A 19,966-nucleotide genomic window follows, 5' to 3' on the forward strand; every position below is an offset into this window, starting at 1 on the left:
ACACTTCCCCAATAATTTTATTTGATATTTGTTATACTAAGCGTTTTAATAACATCCTTAATATAATAAATCATTGTGGTTTGGGTGGCAATTTCATTTAATGTTCCTTCAACTACGAAGTATGCTAAAGTATTTAGTTCTTCTACTTCATGTTTTTTTCATTCACTTGTTCTTCTGATTTCGGTACAAATTGTGGCCACCCCATTACAAGAACGAAAGCAAGTATTAAAATTGATACTGTAATAGATTTTGTTTTTATTGAGAGGGTTTTTTGTACCGTTTAGGCTCTTTCATTCATGATCATCCTACTTTATATATATTTCCTAGTCTATCTAGCCTATAACCCATTTCACTATAGTGCAAACAAAAAGTTGCAGTCCTTTTAAAAGAAGACTGCAACTAATCATTTTACTCTATTCGATTCATTTCCATTACGTATGACGTCTTATTATTTCCATTTGTCGTAATAGTTTCTTCTTTAATAACACCTAAACCTTTACCAAAGTAAAAACGAGTAATCGTTTGTTGTTTGGATACATCAGATACTATTGTTTGCTCAATGACCATGACGTCCTTATAAGTTCCGGCAGGTATCTTCAAGGTTAAATCATCTTCTACGACTTTCCATGCTTGAGGACCGGTTTGTTCGTTTAATAAGTCGATATATACTTCAGGGGCTGATGTTGATTCAAAATTATCAATAGTCACATCTTTAACACCTTCAGCATTATTAAAGAGCATAGTTAATTTCGTCGGTGTCCATTCGGATATTTGTTTCGTAACTACGTCTCCAAATGTAATGAACTCTAGCATGCGATTGCCTTTAACTGCCTTCACTTCACGGACGATTTCAAACTCCTCAAGTAAGAATATTTTTTTGATTGCGCGTTTTGGCATATATTCCACAAGACCTTTGTTTGCCACAACCTTATTTTCATTAGTCGTGTCGTCACTTACGCTGTCTTCCTCCGCTTCATCTGCAGACTCTTTTGGTTGTTCTTCAACAACTTCTGTATCATCAACCTCAGTGATTTCTTCTGCAACAACCTCTTCTGAAGCTGCATTTTCTTCAGGTTGCGTAGTTACGGGTTGTTCCTTTTCTTTTTCAGTTTTTTCTTTTGTTTCATTAGATTCTTTTTTTATATCGTTAAATTTAAATGAGTTATCATCCGAACATGCTGCTAGTATAATGACTAATGGCACGATGGCCAACCATTTCTTCATCGGACCCCTCTTTTCGCTTTGTTATTTAAGTTGATCAATTTCAGTTTTAACTGCAGTAGGGACAATGCCACCTGTGTAAAGTGATGTCTTCGTGACGCGTTGTGCTAAATAAGACGTTAAAGTTGGTCGTAACGTTTCAGAAATTGAATTGCCCACTAAGAACAGTGGTGCTTGATACTTGCCTGATAATGAAGATGAGACTAAAGCATCCGGATAGTTTGTACCCGTTGATACGATAAATGTAGGTGATTTAAATGTTGGACTGAAATGCTCAATAAGTGCTGCATTTGTTCCATATCTGTCTTTTCCAGATAGTCGTGTAACATAATCGGAACCTGCACGCACTTTAATTTTTTCCTCGAGAATCTTAGAAATGGCTAAAGTTCCACCGACGATTACTGTCGGTTTGCTGTAAACTTGATCGTTTATTGCGTCTGAATAGGTTGTTCCATTACTTAATACAATATGCCAACCTTGCGTAACCGCAATACTTGTTGCAGCTAATGCATCTGGGAAGTTGCTCCCTGAAGCAATAAATATCCCATTAGCATTTGGTAATTTATTGTTAATAACTGAATTTGTTTCATAGCGTGATTTCCCAGCTAAGCGTTCAACTTTTGCTTGCGGAAGCGCTGTTTGTAGTTGACTAGCAACTTTAGCTGATAAAGCAACTTCTCCCCCGACTAAAACGATATGATTTGCCCCCAATCGTTTAATTTCAGCTAATACGTCTGCGTTTAAATTACTAGCAGGATTTAATAAAATAGGTGCATTGTCATAATACATCGCAAGAGGTCCAGCTGATAGTGCATCTGCATATTCAAAAGCAGTTGCTAAGACGACGGTTTTTTGTGGTTTTGTTGAATTGAAAGCGTTTGGATACAATGTTTTCGAAACTTCAATTGCAGTTAAGTAACGAGATTCTGCAGAGATTGTTTTGCTTACAGCTTTTGGTGTAATTAGCGTTGGATTCGTGTAAACGACCACTTTTTTCGACGTGTCGTAGACAGTAGTTCCTGGCCATAAAGCGGCATAGTTTTGCGCTAATGTTTTATCGTAGAATGCTTTGAGCGTTCCATTGTCTTTATGACGCACTTCAAATGCTTGTGGCACTATGGATGACCATAAAGTAGAATTCGTTTCTGAATTTTGAAGTGTTGCTTTTGCTAAAGATTCGGCTGATGTTTCTGCTACGACTCGTTGGTAGTGTTGGTCAATGACTACTTTATTTGCATCTAATATGTCGAATTTTTTAGCAATGTAATTGGACCATCGAACTTCAGCTGTAGGGTGATGAACGACACGTGTATTTCTATATTTGCTCGCGAAAGTAATCGCTTCTTTTTCAGTTGAAAACTTAGTTTGTGTCAATTCAACAGTTGGATGATACACGCGATAATCGGTCGTCGTGTTATCGAAAATTGTCGTTCCTGCTCTTTTATCAAATACGGTCACATTTGTTTGTGTTTTGGCATATGTTATGGCTTGGTCTTTTGTAGTGAATTGTTTAATGACGACGTTTTTACTATTCTTCACTTCGAAAATCTTGAAGAACTTGTCCACTCCATCAGCAAGTGCAACGGCAATTCCTTGTTGGAATTTTGCCGTTTTCACTTTACTTTCTGCAATCGGGTTGGACATGTATTCTACTTCAGAAAGAATAGCTGGAACTTGAGCATTTCGTGTAACAAAAAGACTTCGGTGAACAATTCCTCGTCCTTCAGTATTCGCACCCGAATTAATGACGCTTGTCTGTGTAGTATGTGCTAAACGTCCGCTTTCGATTGAATATTTTAATTGCAGCGGATCTGCTGGATAGTCAGAATCTTGAAAATCCTTGTTATAGTAATACGTTTCATAGCCTGAATATGTTGGCGATGACGATGCGTTATGGTGAACTGAAACAAATATAGAGTTGTCGTTACGACCTGCTACCATACTATTTGATAAACTCGTTCGGGCTTTAAGGTCTTCTGCTGAAGATGTATTAGAAAAATGTTTATCCGTCGTTCGTGTCATTTTAACTTCATAACCACGAGCTTGTAAAACGTCTCGTAAGCGTAAAGATACTTCTAAGTTTGCTTGTTTTTCATAATAGCCTGTTTTAGAGCCTGAATAGCCAGTAGTTCCGCCATACTTCCCGCCGTGACCTGGGTCGATAACGATTAATGGTTTCATGACTTCTGCTGCTTGAGTTGATACCGGAATACTAAGGACAATTAATGCGATACAAATAATTTTTATGAGTGCTTTAAACAATGTTTCGTTCCCCGCTTTCTATTTCCAAAAAAATTAGGAAGGGTTGCCCCCTCCATTTTCAAGTGTTATTAATGTATAAAATTTTATAGGTAGTTTCTTTCATTAAAGTACCACTGTGTCGAGCTAGAAGGAGCTTTATGCTTATCTTACTTAATATAATCTTTTGCTTGTTCAATACTTATTCCTTGATAGTAGAACCCAAGAATTTCTTCCGCTGTTTTTCCAGCTTTACTACGTCCATAAGCTCCGTATTGACTCATACCGATGCCGTGGCCATAGCCTGTACCGTTTAAAGAAAACTCTTTGTTAACTGTGTCGTTTTTCACTTTAAAGTCTGTGCTCATCAAAACAGTACCGCCTAATAAGTAACGTAGTTGTGGACCAGTAAGTTTGAATTCAGTTGTGAACTTCTTAAGTGTTCCGCCGATATATTTTGATAAGCTGTATTTCATGTCTTTTGACACAACCGATTCGCCGCCTAAGTAAAATAGCGTATTCGGTTGTTTGACGGTATCAAGATAATCAACCGGTAGTTTATTTGGATCCGGGTGTAGCAATAAAATAGGTGAATTATTTTTTGCAGAAAGAACAGAACCTGCTAGTGCATCAACGAAAGAATATGCATTACCGATGACAAGTGAGTCACCTGGCATCACGAATTTTTTGTTAATGGCAATACTAGTATCCACTCGGCTTGTTCCGAATGTGCGGTCTGTAGCATATCCTGCTTTTTTCAACGTAGTTTCAACGTCTGATGAAACTACATCTGACCCCCCAATTAAGTTTGCTGTCGTTGTTCCACTCGATTTTAAGTAATCTACAGTAGATTGAGATACCTTAGTGCCTTGTTGAATGATGATTGGCATTTGGTTACGTGCAGCATAAGGACTGATCGATAAAGCATCTGACGATTTTTCGTTGCCGGTTGCAAAGAATACAGATTTTGAAGTTCCGCCGACAATTTTCGCGATTTCAAGTGATGTATCTGTGCGTGACTTTCCTGCAACTCGCTTAATTTCATAACCCATTTGCTTAATTTCAGTTTCCACAGCAGGTGAAATGGCTACTGTTCCGCCGAGTATATACACTGTTGCTCCCGGGTTTAAAGATTCTTTCAAGTAGTCTTTTACAGAAGCTGGCAAAGAACTTGTCCGTGTTAATAAGACCGGTGTATCTAGTTTGTAAGCTAATACCGATCCAGCAAGTGCATCTACTGGTAAGTCCCCTCGTCCTAATACCGCATGATCGCGTTTACCGGTCCATCCTCTTTTCGCAATTTCAATTGCTGTCTCATAACGTGAAACACCAGCAAGCGTTTCCGATTGGGCACCAAGCTCCATCGAATAATATAAGCTGTTATCTGGGTTCGTTTTACGTGCAAAGTAAGATAAATTAAAGGTAATATCTTGTACTTTTCCTGTATTTGTATATTCGGTAGTGTTAATACTATTGACGGAATCGATTTTGATAGATTCTATCGTTGGATCAATTACTTTTAATTCCTTTAACGCTTTCAATTTTAATTTTGAAAAAGCTGTAACACTCTTTGGTGCATCTTTAAGGAGATAGTTATTTTCAGATGTTGTATTCCACCAACTCGCGGGATTTGTAAAGTCTATGTCATCTGTGATTGTTAATTGCTGTTTTTTAAACTGTAACGGTGCAGTCCATTTGTATTGATCATATGTATCTGTTTGTGATTTATTTATGTATGGTAGGCCGCTTGACCAATATTGTTGTGGCAATTCCGTTTGTCCCCCATTTGAAGCAGAGAAGAATGCTGTAACAAACCCTTTGGAACCACTTGCTTTTTGATACGTCATAATCATACCTTTTGTAGAATCTACTGCTGATGTTGTGTATTGATTAGCAGTTACATAGTTTGGTGAGTGTGCTGCATCCCATACAAATCCTTGGTACACTTGGAAATTTATTGTATCATCAATTTCAAGTTGACTATTGCCATTCATTTTTGCAAATATGTATGAACGTGCTGCTACAGCTTGGACACGGAGTGCTTGTTGACCTCCAGTTGTTCCCCAACTTGCAGGCATTTCGCCAGGTAAAACACCCTTTAAATAATCTTCAAAACCAAGATGATTTATTGGCTGTAAGTATTGAGTATTAGAAATAGTAGTGAGTCCAAATATAATGGTTCCTATATGAGGTCTTTTAATAGTTGATTTCATATTCTCAAGTAACACAAAGTTTTCATTCGCATATACTTTTGGTTCAAGTGTGATAATTGTGAGATTGTCTTTTAGTAATTTGGATCCTTCGTAAAGTGCGATTTTCGAATTTTGTATTGCTAGTTTATATGTCATGTCTTTTTTAAGTACAATGTTGGTGTCTTCTTTTAAGACCGTGTCTCCTTTTGGTATAAATTGATACGTTTTTGAAGGTCCTAGATTATTTGTTAGTTTCACTTTAACAATGAAGTTTTCTGTATCCGTGGCTGCATAGACAGGGGTAGGAAAATTGAATGTTAGTAAGATTGTAAATATGAACGTTATGGATAAAATCCATTTTAGTAGTAAATTAGACATTATTCTACATCCTTTGTTTTTATTTTATTATATAAGAGAAAAAGTTATTTTTCTATCAATTTTCTATAAATGAATCTATCTACCTTAGCAACTAGAAAATTTCAATAATAATTAAATAATACATGCACAAAGTCCTGCGTATATAACAAAAAAAGCCTACTAAATTTTCATTTAGTAGGCTTTTTATCTAAATATTATTTAAAACGGTTATAGCTTGTGAATTTATCTTTCCAGTAATAATCGGTCACTTTGTTAATTTGAACTCTATCTCCACCAGCATGAATAAATGATCCATTTCCAATGTATATGCCCATATGTGAGATGCCTGCTTTATACGTATTTGAGAAGAATACTAAATCACCTGGTTGTGGAGATGATATTCTATTTGTCATGCTGTAGTATCCTGATGTATTAGTCCGAGCCAATTTAATACCCGCTGCATTGTGTACATAATAGATATATCCCGAACAATCAAAGCCAGATGGCGTTGTACCACCGAATACATATCTTGTGCCTAAATATTGTTTGGCTGTTTCAACTAGTTTTTCGCCACTGCTTTGAGTTGGCGCTGGTGCAGGTGTTGGATTTGAAACTGGAGCTATGACTGGCTTCGTTGCACCTAATGCGTAAGTAGATACAGCTTCTTTTCCACCAACAACTTTAAGTGATTTCATTTTTTTCTCTTCAATAACTTTTTCTGTTGCTACAGGTAATATGTCTTTCCCTACTAAAAGAACTGGTACTCCTTGTTTTGCTGCGTACACTGATCCAGTTAATGCATCTGCATAATTAACTCCTGATGCAACTAATGGTGTAGAGTCTGTGGCCGGGTAAAATTTATCTACAACGGCTTTAACTGTCTCATAACGATTTTTTCCTGCAACACGAATTGCACTAGTTTGATCTAATTTATTAAATACCGTGTTGTTTATCGCAAGTGATCCACCAACTACAATATAATTAGAATATTTTTGTTCAAAACGAATGTCTGATGCAGTTGTTAATAATATTGGCATTCCTTTTTGAGCTGCGTAAGCTGCAATCGCTAAACTATCTGGAAAAGATGATCCATTTACAACAACTGCTGTTGAGCCGCCAACTTGTTTCGCAATTTTTTCAGCTGTTTCAAAACGATTTTGACCTGCAATACGATCAACAGTAGTTGTAACTGAATTTAATTTAGATTCTACTGCAGTTGAAATTGTACCTGTTCCACCAAGAATGATAGCTTTTGTCACGCCTAATCGTTTCATTTCAGTAATCACATCTGCAGCGATCGATGACTTTTTCACTAAAAGAATTGGTGCATTTAATTTTTTAGCAAGTGGTGCACCCGCTAATGCATCTGGGAAGTTTTCGCCTGAAGCAATTATGACGGTTTGTGAACTGCCATTTGCCCAACCTTTTTTAGAAACTTCAATAGCTGTATGATATCTACTTTCACCCGAAATACGTGTGAAATCTCTAATTGTTTCTCCATTGGCTTGAACTTCACTATCTGCAGCGACAAAAGTAAAGGTAGCTGCTAATACTATTGATCCTAATATTTTACGAATTTTCATATGTATCTATAAACCCCTTTAATATTCTAATATTTAACTAATTTGATTCTATCATTCAATATGTTGTCTAAACATTACAGTTTCATGACATATTGTAACAAACATGTATCAAAAAAGGCGAAGTGCATATGCACTTCGCCTTTTTTCAACATTCAATTGTGTTATTTTTATTGTTAGTTGTTTTTATAGCGAACAAAATTTAATAAGGGACGATAATTTTTTCCTGCCAGACCAATTAGTTCAACAACTATTTCAATTGCCACGAACATCAATGAAATGATCAGGATTCCTCCCCAAACGGTTGCTTGAGAAAAGAGAATTCCAGCTCCACCGAACATGGCCGCCATCGCATAGATTAACAAAACTGCTTGTCGATGTGAAAATCCAGAATTTAGTAAACAATGATGCAAATGTGATTTATCAGGTGCCGATAGTTTCTGTTTCGTGCGTAGTCGACGAATGATAGCAAAAAATGTATCAGATATGGGTACACCCATAATGATAATGGGAATGGCTAGTGAGATAAATGTAATACCCTTAAAGCCTAGAAGTGACAGTACACCAATCATGAACCCTAGAAATAATGCGCCTGTGTCACCCATGAAAATTTTGGCGGGGTAAAAATTATAAAACAAAAATCCAAATGTACTTACAGCAAGCATCATGGACATGGCCAAAACGAACATATCTCCCATAATAAACGCCATAATTGACAAAGTAAGCAAACCTATAGTTGAGACGCCAGCTGCTAGACCATCTAATCCGTCAATTAAATTAACTGCATTAGTAATACCCACAATCCACAGTATAGTTAAAAAGGAGCTTAAAAACCCAAAATCTAACACTCCACCAAATGGTAAGTTAATAAATCCGATTTCGATATCTCCCAAAAACACAACAATTCCTGCGGCAATTAATTGTCCGCCTAATTTAATAATAGGTCGTATATCGTACAAATCATCCAAAACGCCTGTGATCACAATGATAAAAGCGCCGATGATAATATAAATAGCATCCGGTGATGCGGGTTGATAGATAAAATAACCTATAATAAAAGCTAAAAAGATAGCTAAACCGCCAAGTCTTGGCATAATTCGCACATGAACTTTGCGATGATTCGGTTGGTCAACTGCGCCAATTTTAATTGCGAATTTTTTTATTAATGGTGTGATTAATAATGACGCGATAAATACACCTATTAGTGTAGCCAAAAACATGATTCTACCTCCTTGCTATATCGTGCACTTACTCGGCGATTATATCCACATTATTATAGCATGTAAATGTTAACTTCTAAGACGAATTCTTTCTACTATACGTAACAGTACCCGATTTTAACAATTGTAACCATTCTATAAGACGTTACTTCTATCTATTTAGTTTCACTTATCATCATTTCATAAGATTGATAGAGAGAATTTTGTAATTGTTCGTTTGAGAAGTTTGCTTTCGCATGCACATTTAATAAATCACCCATCTGTTGTAACGAGTTATTGGCTTTTGCTGCTATCGATTCAACTAAGGCTTGCGCTAACTCGTCTACACTTTTAGGCTTTACAATCCATCCGTAATCTTTGTTAATTATTAAATCTCTTACTCCCCCAACATCCGTTGAAATAATCGGCGTATGAGCGTTTGCGGATTCTAACAAAACGAGTGGGAAACTCTCACTATATGAGGTTAATAATGATACGTCTGCTAACGCCAATAGTTGAGGTATATCATTTCGAAATCCAAGTAATTTAATATGATTTGATAAATTCTTTTGTTTAATAAGCGTTTCAATTGCACTTCGCTCAGGTCCATCACCAATAAGTAGTAGTTTAAAGTCTTTAATCTGCAACAATTTTTCAATTGCATTTATTAATACCGCATGTCCTTTAACAGGATGTAATCTCGCAACATGGACAGCAACAAAGTCTTTTTCAGTTAAATTATAATGGGCATTAAGGTTGCTTATATCCTTGTCATAGTTAACATTTGTGTAATCTATCCCATTAAAAATGGTAGAAATTCTCTGTTCATCGACACCATATTCAACTAACATCTCTTTAAAACGAGTAGAAACAGCAAAAACATGATTCGCTTTCTTAATCGCTCGACGATTTAAATACTGGAATATAAATGCTAAAGGTTTCGGTTGATGCAAAAAATCGAGTTTTGGATCACTATGTACAGTAATTGCCCAGTGGACATTTATTTTAGAAGATAGATTGCTCATTATAAAATTAGCACGCGGTCCATGCGAATGAACGATTTCAATTCCACGTTGTATTATATGTTGATGTATTTTGTTATTTACTGTGAGGTCTAAGCGACTCTGTTGTTTTATTACGGTTACATGGATTCCTAGTTCTCTCGCTTGTTGTGCAAATGCACCTTCAGTTAATAGCAAAAGTTCTGATTCAAACGGCGCCTTGTGAAATAGTTGAAGTAGGTGCTTTTTAGATCCACCCGTTTCTCCTCCACTAATTATGTGTAGAATCTTCATAAGTTCACCTCCAATTAACTGTGTTGTTTATGGTTACGTCTTCGGCTAGTTACCACTTTTGCTAAGAACATTGGCAATGCCCATTGACGTTTTATTCGAGATGGCTGCTTTATTAAGCGGTACAACCATTCCGTTCCCGTCTTAAGGAACAATTCAGGTGCACGTTTTACATGACCACTAAACACATCAAAACTACCTCCAACTCCTTGGAATACATTGACATGTAGTTGTTCCATATTGTTTTTGATAAACAACTCTTGCTTAGGACTGCCAAGTGCAACAAATAAAATATGCGGTTGTACTTCGTTAATAGTTTTCATTATTAGTTGTGTGTCATTAACATAGCCATCCAATGTTCCTGAGATAATCAATTTCGGGTATTTTTTTTGAATATTTTGAGCTGCTTGATTAACAATTTCAGGTTTTGCACCGTACATGAAAATTTTCCATTCATTTTTGTTGGCTAACGCTAATAAATTTCCCATCATGCCAATTCCTGTGACTCTCCCTTTAACGATTCCACCACTTAATTTTGAAGCAATTGAAACACCAATACCATCGGGGATTTGATATGTTGATTCATTTAATAATTGGCGAAGATTTAAGTCTTGCTCCGCCATCATTATTTTTTCGGGATTAATCGCGACAATACGGACTTTTTGAAATCGTTTAATATCATCTTCTATATGGCTCATTAATTGTTGTTCGTTTAATGTTGTGACATCTACACCCATTATATTTTCTTTCACAAATCAAAACCTCCAAAACAAAAAGACATTCCTAAAGGGGAAATGTCTCTTATCATTTTTTTACTGAACAGGGTTGCCTTTTCCATCACCAAGTTTATAGACTGTAAAACCAGCATCTTCCCATTGCTTTCGATCAATTGCGTTCTTTGTATCGAGTACAATTGGGTGGTTCATTAATTCGGCAATATTATGTGGATTAATTTTTGTGAAATAATCATGATTTGTCAAAATTACTACAATATCAGAATCTGTAATGGCTTCATCAAATCCTTGTGTTTGAGAAGGGACCTTGTTTTCTTTAACATGCGGATCAAAGGACACTAAATCAATGTCTTCATGTGACAATTGCTTAACGATGTCCATAGATGGACTTTCACGAATGTCATCAATATTTGCCTTAAACGTTAAGCCCAATACGCAAACACGAGGGTTGTCTATTTGATTTAATCTAGAAATCTCAAGTATTTTTTCAACTGTAAACTTTGGCATTCCATCGTTAGTTACACGAGATAAGTAAATAATTTTCGCTAATTCACTTTGTTTTTCAACTAGGAACCAAGGATCAACTGCGATACAGTGACCGCCAACACCAGGTCCTGGATAATGAATATTTACACGTGGATGATGGTTTGCAAGGGAAATAGCTTCCCATGCATTAACTCCAAGATTTTCACTCATTTTAGCCAGTTCATTGGCAAACGCAATATTGACATCTCTGAATGTATTTTCAATGACTTTCACCATTTCAGCTGTCGTTACATCTGTTATATGGAATTCACCTTTAACAAAACTTTGATAAAATTCTTTTGTACGCTCTGCAGATTCTAAGTTAAAGCCACCAATAATTCGGCTGTTATTTACTAGTTCTTCAAATACTTTACCTGGAATTACTCGTTCAGGGGAATGGGAAATAAATAGTTCAATTCCCATCTCTAATTTACTTTGTTCTAATATAGGTATCATTACGTCCATAACAGTACGAGGTGGAACCGTCGATTCAAGAACAACTAAATTACCTTTCTTTAAAAAAGGAACAATAGAAGCTGTCGCTGATTCAATATATTTCATATCAGCCGTTTTTTCAGCCGTAATTGGTGACGGCACGGCTACAATAAACATGTCCGCCTCTTCAGGAGTAGTAGACACAGTAAAAGTCCCTTGTTCTAGAGCATTATTTAAATATCCTTGAAGACCTGGTTCTTCTATATGAACTTGACCTTTAGATAATAAGTTAATTGCACGTTCACTTACATCGACACCCAGTACTTGGTAGCCGTGATTTGCAAACATCACTGCTGTAGGTAATCCAATGTAACCAAGACCAATAACACATATTTTCTTCATTAATATTCGCCTCGATTTTTTATGTAGTTAACACTTAATCAATATATTATATCCAATTTCCCGATAAAAAGACAGCATGTCTAATGTCCCCAATATGTTGATTACTTGTATTCTTTAGCCTTATCTAAAATTATAAAAATTATCTATTCTTTATTCTTTCTGCACATTTTAAACGTACTAGAAATAGAGTCCCATAGCAAGCCAAAGGACATGTTACTATATTGGTTTTAATAAGTTATTCCAGGGTAGTTTTATCTGGAATTAATTATCGTTATTTCTAATAGCAGCGTTTTATCTTTAATGATCTCACACATATCTAAGTCACTTTGAAAATCAAGAAATATTCCTGATTGTTTTATTATGCCGTGCTAAGGTTTACTTACTGGAAATAGAAATGCAAACCTTAGTCGAGCAGAATGATAAAGATTTCATATTTTATTTTTTATCGATTTGACTTTCTTTCGATGTATATTGATCCATTAATCCATCTGACATATTAAGTATTTCTTGAATGTTAATCGTATTTTTATCAATGTATGGCAAATCTAAATCGATTCTTTTCATACCTTCTATATCATAAAAACGTTTTGGAAAACGTGCATTTTCTGCAATATAAAAATGGTCATTATTAATAAAAGATCCAGCAGGTAAATAGTAACGCATTCCGAGTAAATTGTTCTTATATTGGAATAGATTTTGTCCCAAAATTGGTGTTTTGATTTCGATTCCTAATAAATTTAAAAGTGTCGGCATCATATCTATTTGGCCACCCAGGTTCGTATTGATCGTGTGATTCTTAAAAACGCCTGGTACTGTTATGATGAACGGCATCGTAAATCTGTCTTTTAATGAATATGGTTTTCCTAATAATTTGGCCATTAACTTATTATCTTCCGTTGTCATGGGTCTACCATGAAGACCCGAGTGATCACCGAAAATAGCAATGACAGAATTCTCATAAATACCTTGGTCCTTTAAATTTTGAATAAAACGGCCGATTTGTTCATCCGTGTAACGTACTGATTGTAGATAATTCCCTACATAAGAACCTTCGTAAGTATCAGGGAGAGTTAACAATTCATCTTTAGCCGGCATTTTAAAAGGTGTATGGCTCGTTAATGTCATAATATTTGCATACATTCGTTCGTTTTGAATGACTTTTTCTTTCACTCTTTCTGTGACGAAGTCAATCAGAATGGAATCTGATGGCCCAAAACCAATAATGTCTTTATTGGGAATTTCTTTGTCAGTGAATACATCTTGGAACCCAAGTACTGGATATAAAACATCGCGGTTCCAATACGTAATCTCATCTGCATGAAAAGTCATAGATTTGTATTCAGCTTCATTTAAATAATTCACCATAGATGGATAGGATTTACCTGTAAGGAAATTGACTGTTGGTTCTAACCCTTTAGGATATAGAGCTGTATGCAATAGCCATTCAGAATCTGAAGTATTCCCTGCTCCAATTTGTTGAAAAACATTTGTAAATTCTGTACTTTCTCCCAATAATTTATTTATATTTGGTGTGATTTCTTGATTATTAATTTTCTCTCCAACAACAAATTCTTGCATGGATTCTACTTGAATCACAAATAAATGTCGATCTTTTGCTAAGCCAAAACTTTTATGTTCTATGTCTGGCAAGTACTTATTGTTCTTCAGTTCAATGATTTCAGAGTAATCAAATTCTTCTGTCAGCTCTGATGCTTCTATAAATTCATCTTTATTTCTCAAGTTTCGTTGCATCATTTGTGAAATTTGTGTATTCAAATACCCGTATTTTTTTGAAGAAACAGATATATCATAAATGGTTTCATTGTAAGTTATTGATTGAATGATAATAGAAAACACGACTGAAGCGGTAATGATTATCGTATTTAATCGAGTAGCTGTAGGTGTCTCCATTTTCTTAAAAATCGCAATAGCGACGACTAAAATAAGGGTATCTATGAAATAAAGTAAATCGGTGTAAGCGTATAAATATGGAAGTATTTCAACTATTGATCCTGCTTGATTTGTTTGGCTTAAATCATAATAGGAAGGAACAATTAAAAAGTACCGCTCATACCAAGTAACCAAAAGCATGAGAATTGAAGTCAGTAAATTAATACTAATTAGATAAGGAATTGGATGTTTTTTTATAAATAATAAAACTAGAAAGTAGGGAATTAACCAGATGAATGATTCCCTAAATAAGTTAATAAGTGACATATCATCAAATAACTCATATCGGAAATAAAACACTTTAGTTATGACCATTATTAATGTTGTAACAGTTATTAGTAGGGTTGATCTATTTTTCATGATTCTCAAAATCTCCTCATCAAAACATAGCAAATTTTATTTCAATATGATTATTTTTCTTAACATGCGGTCTATATCCAGTTTACATTCTTAACAATTTTACCACTTAACTTACATTTTTAAAATATTTTATCACAAATATCTTTTTTGTTTAAAAGAAATTAAATATCCCCCTTGAACAAATTCAGAGTATTTGATAAATTAAGAAAAAGGAGATGATTTTTATTCAAATTAAGAAAGAAATATCTACTAAACTAGTAGCACTAAAAAGGTTACATCGTCGCATGTCGATTAATCACCCCAAATATATCGATGTCAAACGGGATTTGTACAATGCCAAAGCCGGTCATGGTGGAGAAGAATATATTGATTCTGTTCTTTCTAGTATTTATTTCCCAATCCCCCACATTTTCCACAACATTCGTTTTCTCGAAAAAAATATTCCATCCACCCAGACTGACATCTTAGTTTTCACATCTGCTTATGCCCTAATAATTGAAGTTAATAATTGGAGTGGAAAAACCACTTTTCAAGACATAGGTCAAATACTTCAGAAGAATGAGCATGTCGAATCCATCGATTGTCCAACCATCCATGCAGATTATTTCCGTGACAATTTGCAAGATTGGTTTAGTAAACATGACCTACATCTTCCTGTACATCGAGTTGTTATATTTCCATATGCATCAACCATAAATTATTGTAGTGAAAATGGAGACATTCATTTTGCTAAGGAATTACTAGCGATTGTCCAAAAATTAAACAAGCTTCCTATACAACTGAGCGAAGCACGGTTTATTACTTATTCAAAAAAAATTAGCCATGCTAATCATCCATATGCATCACATTCTATATGCCAACAATATAAGATAATGCCTTCAGATCTTTTAAAGGGTATTTTTTGCACAAAATGTGATGGCCCCTTAGTCAAGGAAAGCAATCGAATATATGTATGTGCTCACTGTCTCCATATTCCGGATAATCCTTTTTACGATGTGATGGTGGATTGGTTCACTTTAATCGGCAATCAAATTTCGAATCGACAATTACGTTTTCTTTCAGGTATAGACACATCCTATATAGTTGGTTATTTTATGAAAAAATCACAATTCCCTCACTCAGGTATGAACAAAGGAACGATTTACCATGTAAATCAACAAGAACAGCAAAATTTTATACTGCAAGGAAAAAAGCAGCATCATAATAAACAAAAATCGTGATTAAAACTTTCGGGAGTTTTAGAACAGTACCTAATTTTCTCTCAAAACAACAAATGCGACGGCCAAAGCCGTCGACTAATTAGCCTGTGGGATTGCTACTGCGTTGCAGGTTGACAAAATATTGTTCCAGGTTGACAGAATGGCGCTCCAGATTGCACAAAATTTGTAATGGTACCAAATTCCCTCTCAAAACAGCTAGCGCGATGGCCAAAGACGTGTATTCGATTGTCCAATCAGAATGTCCCCACAACGATGTAAAACCCTCTCACTTCAATATTGTGAGAGGGTCATTTCGAATTATATTTTTTCACATAGTACAGATTTAATCATGTTTTCGAGAATTTGAGGTACTTCGACGAAGGCGCTTTGCATTTGCAAGCGTTCGGTACGTCTGTGTGCATCTTTACCGAATGGGCCAACGTTTAACACTGGTGCTTGAAGCTCACGCATTTCATTAAATGGAATGGTATAGGTGTCTCCCCAAACAGGCGTGTTGGCTTCAAACACTTGCCATCCACCGCTGTTATCATCGTAGTTCACATAACTTAAGTCGGAAATACCGTTAAAGTAATGAATACGTTTTATGTTGCGATTAAAATTGCTAGCTCCAAATTCTTTGACAAATTTCACACATTCTTCTACTAACGGATTATCGCTTGAGTTAACCGCTGGATAGTATGGAGGTGCGTAAAGTAAAACCATCGCTGGGGCTAGTTCTTGGCAATGTATCATTAGAGTATCAATAATGCGGAAAGATTTTTCACGATCATCCATTTCGTAATTTTCGCTAACCGTCATTTTTACTGTTTGCACATACTCCTCGCCGAATTTACTAACAGCATGCTTTAATAAATCATCATATCGCATGACGCTTATATTTCCCACTGGCCTTACGCCTTCACGAGAACAAATCATTTGGTAACTTGCATTACATTCATCTGCTGCTTTAATAGCCACTTGTTCGAATAAATCCATGATTTCAGCTGCATTACGTTTCATTAAGAACACATTGTATAATGCAGTAGCTCGATATGGAGTCTGTGCAGAATACTCCATTTTCAAGTCTTTTTGTTGGAGTGATACGGGTAAAGGCATCTTTTCACCTAGAACGGTCTCTTGGAATATAGGATTGTATTCCATATGTTGAGTTAAGAAAGCAGCAATATAGTTTGCAGAGATTCCGCTTAAAGGCTCGCCCACATGTGTTTCCATTCCATAAAAAAAGGCGGACGGCATGATTTTACCAATTGATCCTGAATAGAGATAATATTTATCATCACCAGGTTGTTGCGCGAATACTGGTTCACTATTTAGAAAAAGTTTATACGAAAGGTCGTGTTGAGTGCGCAACTCAATTAATTTTGATACTGCCGCTCTCATCCCTAAACTATTCGTCTCTTCATCCGGGACAGTCAATAAAATGAGGTTTATTGGCCACTGTTCTTTACTCGCTTTTTCAATTAATCCCATGTGTAAAACAAGACCCATTTTCATATCCATCGTCCCTCGACCGAATAAATAATTGCCCGATTCTAGGTCAATACGTGCTTCATCGGGTAATTCGTTCTTCCGCTCAAAAAATGCTTTCGTTAACATTTCAGGTTCACATGCCAATATTTCCAAATCTCCATATTCTTCGGTATTGACTGTATCAAAATGGCTTAGTAACACAATTGTTTCCCTTGCCTGAGGATGTTTATATAGTGCTGTTAGAAATTTCCTACCCAGGTCAGCATCTGTCAGTTCTATTTGTTCTGGATGAGCTTGAAAGTACGGAATATCTTGTAATTTCGATTGAACTTTGAATGGAAATTCACGCTCTCCATCTGATAACGTCATACTTTTCCAACTAACTACTTCATTTAGTAATGCACGAAGGGCTTCCGGTGTTGACCACATAAGTTTTGTCATGATGCTAATCTCCCTAGTATGAATTTCACTGTAAATATAGACGTCTTATTTGATGTGCGTTTGAAAAATATCGATAACTTTAAAATCATGCACTTTAAACTATTTTCCCAACTTCTTCTTTTCTTAATGTTGCGATGTATGCTTCCATGCGATCCATGCCTTTAACTAGCACAGGCATTGCATATGCGTAAGAAATACGTATGAAGCCCTCACCATATTGACTAAATGCACTGCCTGGAACACAAGCAACTCCACCTTCTTTTAGAAGTCTTGTTGCAAATTCGAAGGAAGGTAAACCAAATTCTTTAATAGAAGGAAAAATGTAAAAAGCACCGTTTGGTTTAACAACATCTAGCCCCATAGCTAGTAGACGAGTGTAGATATAATCTCGACGTACCATGTACTCTTTATTCATTTCAGCAGGTACACTGCTACTTTTTCCAAGTGCTTCAATCGCTGCGTATTGGCTTGGTAATGGTGCACAAACTGAATTATATTGGTGGATTTTAATACAATGTAGCATGAGTGCTTCAGGTCCTAATAAAAAGCCAATACGCCAACCAGTCATGGAATGCGATTTTGATAAACCGTGAATAATAAATAAGCGATCGCGTAGTTGTGGATATGATGCGAATGAACGGTGTTCTCCTATAAACGTATTTTCACTGTAAATTTCATCAGATAATATATATATTTCTTGCTCTTTTAAGACATTTGCTAATGCATCCATTTTCTTTGAATCAATGGTGACACCAGTTGGGTTTGATGGAAAATTGAATAAGACCGCCTTCGTCTTCTCTGTAATTAACCCTTTTAAACGTTCGGGATCAGGTTCAAAGCCTGTATCTGAAGTATCGAGATACTTTACCTTTGCGCCGCACATCGTAATAATTGGGGCGTACCCTGGATAGCAAGGCGCCGGCAAAATGACCTCGTCCCCTTCTTCCAATATCGTTCTAAATACAGCGTCGATGGCTTCGCTTGCGCCAATCGTGATGATTATTTCGCTGTCTGCTTTATACGTGAAGCTATACTTTTCAGTGAAGAAATGACTGACTGCTTTCCGCAGTTCGATTAGCCCAGCGTTATGGGAGTACCCTGTTAAGTTGTTCGTAATTGCAGTGATCCCCGCTTGTTTCACCCGTTCTGGTGTTGGGAAGTCTGGTTGGCCAATGGTTAAATTGACTGCGTCAGGATAATGAATAAGTTGATTGGAAAATTGGCGAATACCAGAAACTTCAATCTTAGTAATGCGTTCGTTTATTGTAAGTGGCATTGATCTTTAACCCTCCTCATAGTAATGAAGAAATCTTCTTTCAATATTATCCATATGTTCGTGCATGGCTTTTCTTGCAGCGAGCTCGTTTTGTTTTTCAAGAGCAGTTATTATATCTTGATGTTCCCCGCTCGCTTCCATTGCAGAAATAGGATATGTATTTGCAAGAATTAAAAAGGCACGATTGACACCAGTATTAATAGTATGAATCATTTCACACAACTTTATATTAGGATTTTGATCAGCAAGTAGTAAATGAAATTCACGATCTAATTCAATAAAGTCATGAAAATCATTATTTTCAGCTGCATTTTTTTGAAGTTTTAGGTTTTCTTTTAAGTTTTTCAGAAATTTTGGTGTTACATGTTGAACTACTTGCTCCACATTGTAGGTTTCCAATAATTTACGCACTTCCATTTGATGAAGTGCATCTTCTTTTGTAAAGGACGATACAGTTGCAGGCTTACCTGTTTGTAAGATGACCAATCCATCAGTTGCTAATCTGCGAATCGCTTCACGAAGTGGTGTCCGACTTATCCCAAGTTCCATCGCAAATTTTTCTTCTGGCAATTCTTCACTGGGGGCTAGTTTACCTAGTAGTATATCTTTACGAATTAAATCATATGCTTGATCCGCGAGCGATTCAGGTTTTTTGATTTTTCTCAACGTGGTTTCCTTCTTTTCACTAATTATTGTATTCTGTATACAGTATATGCGGATTATAGCTTAGAAAGCTCGTAATGTATAGTGGAGAAATTTGAGAGTCGATTGTTATTTACAATAATAGGAATTGTCCTGCTAACAACCTACTACCTGGCATCATTCTCAGCTCTAACTTATTGGATATTTATGTATATGTCTTCCAATTGTTGTGCATTCTCCTCTTTTATAGCTATAATCTAGTAACGATATGCTTCTGCATACTTTAAATAATCTCCGAAATAGTGCGCTTCCAGCAACTACTTTGGGAAACCATGTAAAACGATGTTGGCATACAAATTATGTGGTTCACGTGAATACTATATAAGTGTGTACGTATATCACATAACCCTCTATTAAATTTCCCACCAGATA

At 35.9% G+C, this 19,966-nt stretch carries 13 protein-coding genes; 1 reads left to right on the plus strand and 12 read right to left on the minus strand.

Annotation, left to right across the window (positions count from 1 at the left end; genetic code table 11):
• Positions 1–408: 408 nt before the first annotated feature.
• The 9 genes from C406_RS0108670 to C406_RS0108710 all read right to left on the minus strand — a co-directional run bounded on the left by C406_RS0108670 (position 409) and on the right by C406_RS0108710 (position 14,485).
• On the minus strand, positions 409–1,224 hold the full coding sequence (locus tag C406_RS0108670) for a hypothetical protein (RefSeq protein ID WP_017380216.1): 816 nt from the start codon (positions 1,222–1,224) through the stop codon (positions 409–411).
• A 21-nt stretch (positions 1,225–1,245) separates the two neighbouring features.
• Positions 1,246–3,483 carry a cell wall-binding repeat-containing protein gene (locus C406_RS0108675; RefSeq protein WP_017380217.1) on the minus strand — a complete coding sequence of 746 codons (2,238 nt, stop codon included), beginning with the start codon at positions 3,481–3,483 and terminating at the stop codon, positions 1,246–1,248.
• Between the two features lie 146 nt (positions 3,484–3,629).
• On the minus strand, positions 3,630–6,029 hold the full coding sequence (locus C406_RS0108680) for a SpoIID/LytB domain-containing protein (RefSeq protein WP_017380218.1): 2,400 nt from the start codon (positions 6,027–6,029) through the stop codon (positions 3,630–3,632).
• A gap of 194 nt (positions 6,030–6,223) precedes the next feature.
• On the minus strand, positions 6,224–7,591 hold the full coding sequence (locus C406_RS0108685; RefSeq protein WP_017380219.1) for a cell wall-binding repeat-containing protein: 1,368 nt from the start codon (positions 7,589–7,591) through the stop codon (positions 6,224–6,226).
• A gap of 173 nt (positions 7,592–7,764) precedes the next feature.
• A complete protein-coding gene (locus tag C406_RS0108690) occupies positions 7,765–8,808 on the minus strand; it encodes a glycosyltransferase family 4 protein (protein WP_017380220.1) in 1,044 nt (347 codons plus the stop codon).
• 155 nt (positions 8,809–8,963) lie between these two features.
• Positions 8,964–10,082, minus strand: a complete 1,119-nt coding sequence (locus C406_RS0108695) for a glycosyltransferase (protein ID WP_017380221.1) — start codon at positions 10,080–10,082, stop codon at positions 8,964–8,966.
• A 14-nt stretch (positions 10,083–10,096) separates the two neighbouring features.
• Entirely contained in the window at positions 10,097–10,831 is a 735-nt protein-coding gene (locus tag C406_RS0108700; protein ID WP_017380222.1) for a WecB/TagA/CpsF family glycosyltransferase, read from the minus strand.
• Between the two features lie 60 nt (positions 10,832–10,891).
• Positions 10,892–12,175, minus strand: a complete 1,284-nt coding sequence (locus tag C406_RS0108705; protein ID WP_017380223.1) for a nucleotide sugar dehydrogenase — start codon at positions 12,173–12,175, stop codon at positions 10,892–10,894.
• A 435-nt stretch (positions 12,176–12,610) separates the two neighbouring features.
• Complete coding sequence (locus C406_RS0108710; protein ID WP_017380224.1) at positions 12,611–14,485, minus strand: LTA synthase family protein; 1,875 nt, start codon at positions 14,483–14,485, stop codon at positions 12,611–12,613.
• Between the two features lie 215 nt (positions 14,486–14,700).
• Between C406_RS0108710 and C406_RS0108715 the strand changes: the two genes are divergently transcribed.
• Positions 14,701–15,705: a nuclease-related domain-containing protein gene (locus tag C406_RS0108715; RefSeq protein WP_017380225.1), complete on the plus strand. Its 1,005-nt coding sequence runs from the start codon at positions 14,701–14,703 to the stop codon at positions 15,703–15,705.
• Positions 15,706–16,002: 297 nt separating this feature from the next.
• On the opposite strand, the gene C406_RS0108720 is transcribed toward C406_RS0108715, so the two are convergent.
• From C406_RS0108720 to C406_RS0108730, 3 genes are all read right to left on the minus strand, one after another.
• A complete protein-coding gene (locus C406_RS0108720) occupies positions 16,003–17,616 on the minus strand; it encodes a M20/M25/M40 family metallo-hydrolase (RefSeq protein WP_017380226.1) in 1,614 nt (537 codons plus the stop codon).
• Positions 17,617–17,710: 94 nt separating this feature from the next.
• Positions 17,711–18,892: an aminotransferase class I/II-fold pyridoxal phosphate-dependent enzyme gene (locus tag C406_RS0108725; RefSeq protein ID WP_017380227.1), complete on the minus strand. Its 1,182-nt coding sequence runs from the start codon at positions 18,890–18,892 to the stop codon at positions 17,711–17,713.
• A 6-nt stretch (positions 18,893–18,898) separates the two neighbouring features.
• Positions 18,899–19,558 (minus strand): GntR family transcriptional regulator, encoded by a 660-nt coding sequence (locus tag C406_RS0108730; RefSeq protein ID WP_017380228.1) that lies wholly within the window; start codon positions 19,556–19,558, stop codon positions 18,899–18,901.
• Between the last annotated feature and the right edge of the window lie 408 nt (positions 19,559–19,966).

The organism is Paenisporosarcina sp. TG-14 (assembly GCF_000297555.1).
GTDB lineage: Bacteria > Bacillota > Bacilli > Bacillales_A > Planococcaceae > Paenisporosarcina > Paenisporosarcina antarctica.

Bases quoted from the DNA above. Each gene is read 5' to 3' on its own strand.
- C406_RS0108670 (WP_017380216.1), bottom strand. From the start codon at position 1,224: ATGAAGAAATGGTTGGCCATCGTGCCATTAGTCATTATACTAGCAGCA.
- C406_RS0108680 (WP_017380218.1), bottom strand. From the start codon at position 6,029: ATGTCTAATTTACTACTAAAATGGATTTTATCCATAACGTTCATATTT.
- C406_RS0108685 (WP_017380219.1), bottom strand. From the start codon at position 7,591: ATGAAAATTCGTAAAATATTAGGATCAATAGTATTAGCAGCTACCTTT.
- C406_RS0108690 (WP_017380220.1), bottom strand. From the start codon at position 8,808: ATGTTTTTGGCTACACTAATAGGTGTATTTATCGCGTCATTATTAATC.
- C406_RS0108695 (WP_017380221.1), bottom strand. From the start codon at position 10,082: ATGAAGATTCTACACATAATTAGTGGAGGAGAAACGGGTGGATCTAAA.
- C406_RS0108705 (WP_017380223.1), bottom strand. From the start codon at position 12,175: ATGAAGAAAATATGTGTTATTGGTCTTGGTTACATTGGATTACCTACA.
- C406_RS0108710 (WP_017380224.1), bottom strand. From the start codon at position 14,485: ATGAAAAATAGATCAACCCTACTAATAACTGTTACAACATTAATAATG.
- C406_RS0108715 (WP_017380225.1), top strand. From the start codon at position 14,701: ATGATTTTTATTCAAATTAAGAAAGAAATATCTACTAAACTAGTAGCA.
- C406_RS0108720 (WP_017380226.1), bottom strand. From the start codon at position 17,616: ATGACAAAACTTATGTGGTCAACACCGGAAGCCCTTCGTGCATTACTA.
- C406_RS0108725 (WP_017380227.1), bottom strand. From the start codon at position 18,892: ATGCCACTTACAATAAACGAACGCATTACTAAGATTGAAGTTTCTGGT.